This is a genomic window from Brevundimonas sp., from assembly GCF_024711105.1.
Classification (GTDB): Bacteria; Pseudomonadota; Alphaproteobacteria; order Caulobacterales; family Caulobacteraceae; genus Brevundimonas.
This window is the reverse complement of record NZ_JANJTL010000011.1, coordinates 1-7,491: the sequence shown is the minus strand read 5'-3', so window position 1 is coordinate 7,491 and position 7,491 is coordinate 1. Positions and strand designations below refer to the sequence as shown.

At 69.4% G+C, this 7,491-nt stretch carries 10 protein-coding genes and 1 pseudogene; 10 read left to right on the top strand and 1 reads right to left on the bottom strand.

The features are described from left to right. From Q0M60_RS00730 to Q0M60_RS00690, 9 genes and pseudogenes are all read left to right on the top strand, one after another. Positions 1 to 274: pseudogene (locus Q0M60_RS00730) on the top strand (protoheme IX farnesyltransferase); the annotation flags it as partial. Between the two features lie 2 nt (positions 275 to 276). Beyond that, positions 277 to 411, top strand: coding sequence for a hypothetical protein (locus Q0M60_RS00725; protein WP_296814671.1), 135 nt, complete (start codon positions 277 to 279; stop codon positions 409 to 411). A 7-nt stretch (positions 412 to 418) separates the two neighbouring features. Further along, positions 419 to 988, top strand: coding sequence for a cytochrome c oxidase assembly protein (locus Q0M60_RS00720; protein ID WP_296814668.1), 570 nt, complete (start codon positions 419 to 421; stop codon positions 986 to 988). Positions 989 to 1,021: 33 nt separating this feature from the next. Then, on the top strand, positions 1,022 to 1,897 hold the full coding sequence (locus Q0M60_RS00715; RefSeq protein WP_296814666.1) for a cytochrome c oxidase subunit 3: 876 nt from the start codon (positions 1,022 to 1,024) through the stop codon (positions 1,895 to 1,897). Positions 1,898 to 1,925: 28 nt separating this feature from the next. Then, positions 1,926 to 2,261, top strand: coding sequence for a DUF983 domain-containing protein (locus Q0M60_RS00710; RefSeq protein WP_296814676.1), 336 nt, complete (start codon positions 1,926 to 1,928; stop codon positions 2,259 to 2,261). Then, entirely contained in the window at positions 2,254 to 2,952 is a 699-nt protein-coding gene (locus Q0M60_RS00705) for an SURF1 family protein (RefSeq protein WP_296814664.1), read from the top strand. The genes Q0M60_RS00710 and Q0M60_RS00705 overlap by 8 nt, the downstream gene beginning before the upstream one ends. Then, positions 2,949 to 4,220 carry a pitrilysin family protein gene (locus Q0M60_RS00700; protein ID WP_296814661.1) on the top strand — a complete coding sequence of 424 codons (1,272 nt, stop codon included), beginning with the start codon at positions 2,949 to 2,951 and terminating at the stop codon, positions 4,218 to 4,220. Before Q0M60_RS00705 ends, Q0M60_RS00700 begins: the two co-directional genes overlap by 4 nt. Positions 4,221 to 4,233: 13 nt before the next feature. Beyond that, entirely contained in the window at positions 4,234 to 4,824 is a 591-nt protein-coding gene (locus tag Q0M60_RS00695) for a GNAT family protein (RefSeq protein ID WP_296814659.1), read from the top strand. 22 nt (positions 4,825 to 4,846) lie between these two features. Next, complete coding sequence (locus Q0M60_RS00690; RefSeq protein ID WP_296814656.1) at positions 4,847 to 6,514, top strand: bifunctional diguanylate cyclase/phosphodiesterase; 1,668 nt, start codon at positions 4,847 to 4,849, stop codon at positions 6,512 to 6,514. A gap of 3 nt (positions 6,515 to 6,517) precedes the next feature. Here Q0M60_RS00690 and Q0M60_RS00685 read toward each other — a convergent pair whose 3' ends face one another. Continuing rightward, on the bottom strand, positions 6,518 to 7,045 hold the full coding sequence (locus Q0M60_RS00685) for a YqgE/AlgH family protein (RefSeq protein ID WP_296814674.1): 528 nt from the start codon (positions 7,043 to 7,045) through the stop codon (positions 6,518 to 6,520). A 158-nt stretch (positions 7,046 to 7,203) separates the two neighbouring features. Here Q0M60_RS00685 and Q0M60_RS00680 point away from each other — a divergent pair. Further along, positions 7,204 to 7,491: peroxiredoxin (locus Q0M60_RS00680; protein ID WP_296814653.1), on the top strand; the 288-nt coding region annotated here is incomplete at its 3' end.

Here is a 7,491-nt window from a genome sequence, read left to right as displayed (position 1 = left end):
GATGCTGCCGGCCTTCGTGGGCCTGGGCGGCCTGATCTATCTCGCGGTGTCGGCGACCGGCGGCGCGCTGTTCCTGCTGCTGGCCGCGCGCCTGTTCATGAGCCGCGCCGGCGACACGCCCGACAAGGCCGAGGCCGTGGGCCGCGAGGCCGCCCTCTATGACGTCCGCGCCGAGGCCAAGGCCGCGCGCAACCTGTTCGCCTATTCCATCGTCTATCTGTTCGCCCTGTTCGCCGCCCTCCTGGCCGAGCAGGGCCTGACCCTCGGAGCCTGAGAATGACGCCGGAAGAAATCGCGGCCCGCAAACGCCGCAACTGGGCCATCGCAGGGGCGCTGGTGCTGTTCGTGGTGCTGGTGTTCGTCATCACCGTGCTGCGGCTGACCTCGAACATCGCCCAGGGCGCGGGGTGAGCCGCCGATGAACCGCAACACCAGGGTCGCCCTGATCTGCGTGGCGGTTGTGGCCGGCATGACCGGGGCCGCCTTCGCCGCCGTGCCGCTCTATCAGCTGTTCTGCCAGGTGACGGGTTTCGACGGCACGACGATGCGGGCCACCCAGGCGCCGGACCGCATCCTCGAGCGCGAGATCACCGTGCGGTTCGACACCAATGTCCGCAACGGCCTGCCCTGGACCTTCGAGGCCGAGCAGGTCAGCCAGACGGTGCGGGTGGGCGAGAGCAAGCTGGCCTTCTTCCGGGTGACCAACACCTCGGATCGTCCCGTGGCCGGCATCGCCGCCTACAACGTCGTGCCGGAATCCGCCGGGCCCTACTTCCTGAAGCTGCGCTGCTTCTGCTTCGAGGCCCAGACGCTCCAGCCCGGCGAGACGATGGAGTTCCCGATCCAGTACTTCATCGACGAGACCATCGAGACCGAGCCCGAAGGCCGCGGAATCCGCGACATCGTGCTCAGCTACACCTTCTATCCGGCCGAAGGCTTCGATGAGGCGCTCGCTGCCTCTGGCGAAGCCGCGCCCGCCTCGCTATAGCCGACCCACTGGATTCCAACCCCCAGAGAGACCATGGCCCAAGACGCCGTTCGCCACGACTACCACCTGGTCAATCCCAGCCCCTGGCCGCTGGTCGCCTCGATCGCCGCCACGGTGATGTTCATGGGCGCCGTGATCTGGATGAAGGGCCTGTTCGGCCTGCCGTCGGGCACGTCCTACGTCTTCTTCGCGGGCTTCGCCGGCGTGCTCTATTCGATGTTCGGCTGGTGGGGCGACGTCATCAAGGAAAGCCGCCAGGGCGACCACACCCCGGTGGTGTCGATCGGCCTGCGCTACGGGATGGTCCTGTTCATCGCCTCGGAGATCATGTTCTTCGCGGCCTTCTTCTGGATGTTCTTCGAAATGGCGCTCTGGAACGAGCACCGGACGCTGTCGTCCATCGAGGAGGTCCGCAACGCCTGGTCCCATTGGCCGCCGCAGGGCGTCGAGACCCTGGACGCCTGGCACCTGCCGTTCCTGAACACCGTGATCCTGCTGCTGTCGGGCACCACCGTGACCTGGGCCCACCACGCCCTGCAGGTCGGCGACCGCAAGGCCGCCAAGCTGGGCCTGATCCTGACGGTCGCCCTGGGCGTGCTGTTCACTGCGGTGCAGGCCTATGAGTACAACCACATCCTGCATGAAGGCCTGTTCTTCAGCGACGAGTCGGCCAACTCGGGCCTGTACGGTTCGATCTTCTTCATGGCCACGGGCTTCCACGGCTTCCACGTCCTGATCGGGACCCTGTTCCTGACCGTCTGCCTGCTGCGCCTGCTGGCCGGCCAGTTCACCCCGCAGAAGCACTTCGGGTTCGAGGCGGCGGCCTGGTACTGGCACTTCGTCGACGTGGTGTGGCTGTTCCTGTTCGCCTTCGTCTACGTCGCCTTCGGGGGAGGCAGCCACGGCTGAGGCTCCTGACGGGGGACTCGCGAGAAGCATCGCGGCCGGGCTCAAGGGCCGCTGCCCGAACTGCGCGCAGGGCCCCCTGTTCCAGGGCTTCCTCGGCGTCCGCCAACAGTGCGCGGTCTGTGGCTTTGATCTGAGGCGCGCGGACAGCGGCGACGGGCCGGCGGTCTTCGTCATCCTCGTGGCCGGCGCGCTGGTGGGGTTTGCGGCGCTGCTGGTCACCATCGCCTTCAGGCCGCCCGTCTGGATCCATCTCGTGCTTTGGCTGCCGCTGACGGTGGTCGTCTGTCTCGGCCTGTTGCGGCCGTTCAAGGGCGTGCTGGTGGCGATGCAGTTCCACCACGGAGCCGGCGGCCGCCATGTCTGAACGCCGCTTTCCCTATGTGCTGACCGTCGCCTGCGGCGCCGTCCTGGCCGTCCTGATCGCGCTTGGCGCCTGGCAGGTCCAACGCCTCTCCTGGAAGGAACGGCTGATCGATCAGGCCGCCCGGGCCGAAAGCCTGCCGCCGGTCCCGCTCAGCCAGGCCTTCGCCGAAGGTGAGCCCGATTTCCGGCGTGTCAGGATGCAGTGCCCCGGCATCGCCCGTGCGCCCTATGTCGAGTTGCGCGCCATTGAGGACGGCCAGGCCGGCGTGCGGCTGATCTCGGCCTGCCGTCCGTCGGGCTTTGAGTTTCCCTTCCTGGTCGATCGTGGCTTCGTCGCCGATGAGATCTCGGCCCGGCCCCCGGTCGAGGCGTCGAGCGCGCCCTTCGTCGTCGAAGGGGTTCTCCGGGAGACGCCCGCGCCCGGTTGGATGACGCCTGCGCCCCACGGAATCCACTTCTATGGCCGCGATCCCCAGGCCATGTCGGCGGCGCTGGGACTGGATGAGCCGGCCGGACCCTATGTCGTCTTCGCCACCACCTCGACCAATCCCGAATGGCTGGCGCTGAGGCCGTCGGCGCCGCCGGCTGCGTTCAGCAACAACCATCTGGGCTACGCCATCACCTGGTTCGGCCTGGCCGCCGCGCTCGTCGGCGTCTACGTCGCCCTCATCCGCCGCCGGATGAAGCGATGACCGCGCAGCATGTCCTTGCGAGCGGCCTGAAGGTCGTCTGCGACCCCATGCCCGGCCTGCGCACCCTGGCCGTCACGGTCAGCGTCGAGGGCGGCGCGCGCTGGGAGGACGAGGCCCGGTCTGGCTGGTCGCATTTGCTGGAGCATCTGGTCTTCAAGGGCGCCGGCGGCCGCGACGCCCGGGCCCTGATCGAGCGGATCGAGAACGCCGGCGGTTCGCTCAACGCCGACACAGGCCAGGAACGGACAGGGTTTCACGCCCGGGTCCTCGAGGGGGACCTGGAGCTGGCGCTCTCCAGCCTGTCGGACCTGATCTTCCGCCCCACGCTCGATCCGGTCGAGATCGAGCGGGAGAAGGACGTCATCGCCCAGGAGATCGCCGAGGCGTTCGACACGCCCGACGACTGCGTCTTTGACCTGGCGCAGGGTCAGGCCTTCTCAGGACAGCCGCTGGGACGCCCCATCCTCGGGTCCAACGCGAGTCTGGCGCGGGCGGACCGCGAGGCGGTGCGGGCCTGGCGCGCCCGCCTCTATGCGCCCGAGCGGATGGTCGTGTCGGTCTCCGGCGCGGTGGATGAGGGCGAGCTGCTCCGGCTGGCGGAGCGCTGGTTCGGCGCGCCTGGGTCCGGCGGAGAAGGCAGGCCCGAGCCGGCCAGCTTCGTCGGGGGGTCGGCGCGCGACGCTCGCCGGATCGAACAGGCCAACCTCGTCTTTCAGTTGCCCGGGCTTTCGTCGGCGGATCCGGACACCCCCGCCCTGGCCCTGCTCGTGGAGATTCTGGGGGGCGGAATGGCGTCACGGCTGTTCCAGGAAGCGCGCGAACAGCGTGGGCTGGCCTATGCGGTCGACGCCGGGTTCGAGACTTTCGCGGACCTCGGCCTGGTCAACGTCTTCGCCGGGACCGCGCCGGACAAGGCGGGAGACATGGCGTCGCTGGCGGGCGAGGCCTTCGCGCGGCTGGCCGATGGCGTGACGGAGGCGGAGTTGTCGCGCGCCCGGGCCCAGGCTCTGGCCGGCCTCTATATGGCCCAGGAAAGTCCGGCCCAGCGCGCCGAACGGCACGCCTTCCAGGCGCTGACCTGGGGCCGTCCCATCCCGATCGAGGAGTCGGCGGCCAAGGTCAGGGCGGTCGCCACCGCGGACCTGAAGCGAGTGGCGCGGCGCCTGCTTCAGCTCGGCCGGTCCGCCGCGGCGGTCGTCGGCCCCAAATCCGCCTGCGCCGCGCCCGAGGACTTCGCACGAAGCCTGTTCGGCAAGGCCGCGGCCTGAGTTATCGTCAGGCATGGCGCTGCTGGACTGGATCACGCCGGACCCCTCCCTGGTCGTCAGGGGCGACGGGGTGACGCTCAGGCCTCCGCGCCAGGGCGACTATCCCGCCTGGTCCCAGCTTCGCGACCGATCTCGCCATTTTCTTCAGCCGTGGGAGCCGGCCTGGCCGGAGGACGATCTCACGCGTCAGGCCTACAAGCGCCGCCTCGCCATCTATGCGCGTGAAATGGACCTGGGCACGGCCTATCCCTTCTTCGTCTTTCGCGACGAGGATGACGTGCTGGTCGGTGGGGTGACCCTGTCGAACATTCGGCGCGGCGTCGCGGACACCGGCACGCTCGGTTACTGGATCGGCCAGCCCTATGTGCGTCAGGGCCATGCCTCGGCGGCGGTGGGGGCCGTCACCCGTTTCGCCTTCGACCGGCTGAACCTGCATCGGGTGGAGGCGGCCTGCCTGCCGTCCAACGCCGGATCGCGCGGCGTGCTGCAGCGCTGCGGCTTTGAATTGGAAGGCCGCGCCCGGGCTTATTTGAAAATTAACGGCGAGTGGCGAGACCATCTCCTGTTCGGCCTCGTCCGTGAGGGGCCCGGACGGGAGGAGTAGCCTCCGGGGCAAGGTGTGCGGCTTGACCGACAGGTCCAGAAGTCTCGCCTGGGATTCGACGACGTCGCTGGAAGCCCTGGCGGCGGCGGGCGTCGCCCTGTGGACCTGGTGTCCCTCCGACAACCTCATGCGATTCACCGGCGCGACCCGCACGCTGGGACTGGGTCCGCTGGCGCCGGAATGCACCGGCGCGGCCTTCACCGCCCTGGCCCTGCCCCAGGATCGCGCCATCGCCGAACAGATCCTCAAGCCCCAGGCGGAGGGGACGGAGATCGCCCTTCGCCTTAGGATGCGCGGCGCCGAAAGCTGTCTGTGGCGTGGCGTCTGGCTGGAGGACGGGCTTCGCGCGTCCGGCGTGGCGGCCGTCGAATCCCGCTTCGGCGGCGCCGGCTCCGACACCCTGACGGGCCTGCTCGAGCGCAAGGCGTTCCTCGTCCGCGTCGCCGAGGCGCTGATCCAGCCGGGCGACTATGAGCTGGTTGTGGCTGACCTCGACCGGTTGCGCCGACTCAACGAGGCGCTGGGTCACGAACGGGCCGACATGGTGCTGGCCGCGCTCGGGGCGCGGATGAAGTCGGCCTTCTCGCCGGACTGTCTGCCGGCGCGGGTCGGCGAGGACGAATTCGCGATCCTGGTGAAATCGGGCCCTGTGCGCCCCTCCGACCGGCTGCGCGGGGCCTTGGAGCAGCCGCTCCGGGTCGCGGGCTTCGACATCTATCCGACCCTGTCCATCGGCGCCGTGCGCGCCGAGGGCGGGCCGGATGCGCCGGACGCCATGGAGTTGCTTCGCCGCGCCGAACTGGCTGTTGAACAGGCCAAGGCCGCCGGACGCGGCGGCGCCGCCGCCTACGGCCGCGCGCTGGAAAGCGACAGCCTGTCCCGCCTGGCGCTGGAATCCGACCTGCGCAACGCCTTCGTGCGCGGCGAGATCGAGCCCTTCTATCAACCGATCGTGAACCTCGCGAACGGCGCGGTCGCCGGTTTCGAGGCCCTGGCCCGCTGGCGGCATCCCAAGCGGGGCCTGGTGCCACCCGACGAGTTCCTGACGCTCGCGGCCGAGATGGGCCTGATGAACGAACTTGGCCTGATGATGATGCGCACCTCCGCGCGTCAGCTGGCCGAGTGGCTCGACCGACACCCGACCTCGGGCAAGCTGTTCGTCAGCGTGAACCTGTCGTCCGGCGAGATCGAGCGTCACGGCCTGGTCGAGGACGTGGCCCGGATCATCCGCGAGACTGGCCTGCGCCCCGGCGCGCTGAAGCTGGAAGTCACCGAAAGCGACATCATGCGCGACACCAATCGCGCGGCGGTGACCCTGCAGAAACTGCGGGAGGCCGGCGCTTCGCTCGCGCTCGACGACTTCGGGACGGGTTTTTCGTCGCTGAGCTACCTGGCCCGCCTGCCCTTCGACACGCTCAAGATCGACCGCTACTTCGTGCTGACCATGACCCAGGACGAGGGCTCGGCGAAGATCGTCCGCTCTGTCGTGAACCTGGGCCGCGACCTGTCGCTTGAGGTGGTGGCCGAAGGCGTCGAGAACGCCGGACTGGCCAGCCAGTTGCTCGCCGTCGGCTGCCACTACGGTCAGGGCTTCGGCTATGCGCCCGCGCTCGCCGCGCAGGAGGCCGAGGTCTATCTCAACGAGAGCCTCGCGGACGGCTATGCGCCGATCAAGGCGCGCAGCCGCTAGGCCTCAGGCCCGGCCCATCTGACCGGACAGGTGCGCGGCGTCCACGCCGATCCGCGCCAGCGCCCGCACCCACTTGGTGTCGTGATCCTGGTCGAACAGGATGTCGTCGTGGGCCTCGGCCGTCAGCCAGACGTTCTCGCGCAGCTCGTCCTCCAGCTGGCCTTCGCCCCAGCCGGCGTAGCCCAGCGCCAGCACCGAACGGCGCGGCGCGGTCATCGGGTCGGTCATGGCCTTCAGCACCTCACGCGTGGCGGTGATCGCCAGCCCGCCGCCGACGGCCAGCGACGCGTTTCGGTCGAAATGGTCGTCGGTGTGCAGCACGAAGCCGCGTTCCTGCTCGACCGGCCCGCCCGCCAGAACGGCCTGCGCCGGATCAACCGGCCGTCCCTCGACGCCGAGCCGCTCGAACAGCAGGCCGAGCGGCAGGTCCTCGGCCGCCTCGTTCAGGCGGATGCCCATGGCGTGGTCGGTGTCATGGGCGCAGACGAGGATGACGGCCTGCTCGAAGCGAGGATCGCCGATGCCCGGCATGGCGAGCAGGAGGCGTCCGACAAGGCTGGAGGTCTCGGTCACCCTTCGATGATGGTTGCGGACGGCGACCGCTTCAAGGCGCCTTGGCGCGCGGACGGCGCGCGCCTATCTCACCTGCGGCCGCGCGTGGCGGTCGGGCAACTGATCGAGATCCTCCCATGACCGTTCAAGTCGGCGACCGCATCCCCTCCGCCACCCTGATGACCATGACCGAGGACGGTCCCCAGCAGGTCAAGACCGACGACTTCTTCGCCGGCACGACCGTGGCCCTGTTCGCCGTGCCCGGCGCCTTCACCCCGACCTGCTCGGCCAAGCACCTGCCGGGCTTCAAGGAGAAGGCCGCCGACCTCCAGGCCAAGGGCGTCGACAAGATCGCGTGCGTCTCGGTCAACGACGCCTTCGTCATGGGCGCCTGGGGCCAGGACCAGGGCGTGAAGGACGAGGTC

What these genes read in the sequence shown, in the direction of transcription:
- Q0M60_RS00695 (WP_296814659.1), top strand. Translation starts at nt 4,234, where the DNA reads ATGGCGCTGCTGGACTGGATCACGCCGGACCCCTCCCTGGTCGTCAGG.
- Q0M60_RS00685 (WP_296814674.1), bottom strand. Translation starts at nt 7,045, where the DNA reads ATGCCGGGCATCGGCGATCCTCGCTTCGAGCAGGCCGTCATCCTCGTC.
- Q0M60_RS00725 (WP_296814671.1), top strand. Translation starts at nt 277, where the DNA reads ATGACGCCGGAAGAAATCGCGGCCCGCAAACGCCGCAACTGGGCCATC.
- Q0M60_RS00715 (WP_296814666.1), top strand. Translation starts at nt 1,022, where the DNA reads ATGGCCCAAGACGCCGTTCGCCACGACTACCACCTGGTCAATCCCAGC.
- Q0M60_RS00700 (WP_296814661.1), top strand. Translation starts at nt 2,949, where the DNA reads ATGACCGCGCAGCATGTCCTTGCGAGCGGCCTGAAGGTCGTCTGCGAC.
- Q0M60_RS00705 (WP_296814664.1), top strand. Translation starts at nt 2,254, where the DNA reads ATGTCTGAACGCCGCTTTCCCTATGTGCTGACCGTCGCCTGCGGCGCC.
- Q0M60_RS00720 (WP_296814668.1), top strand. Translation starts at nt 419, where the DNA reads ATGAACCGCAACACCAGGGTCGCCCTGATCTGCGTGGCGGTTGTGGCC.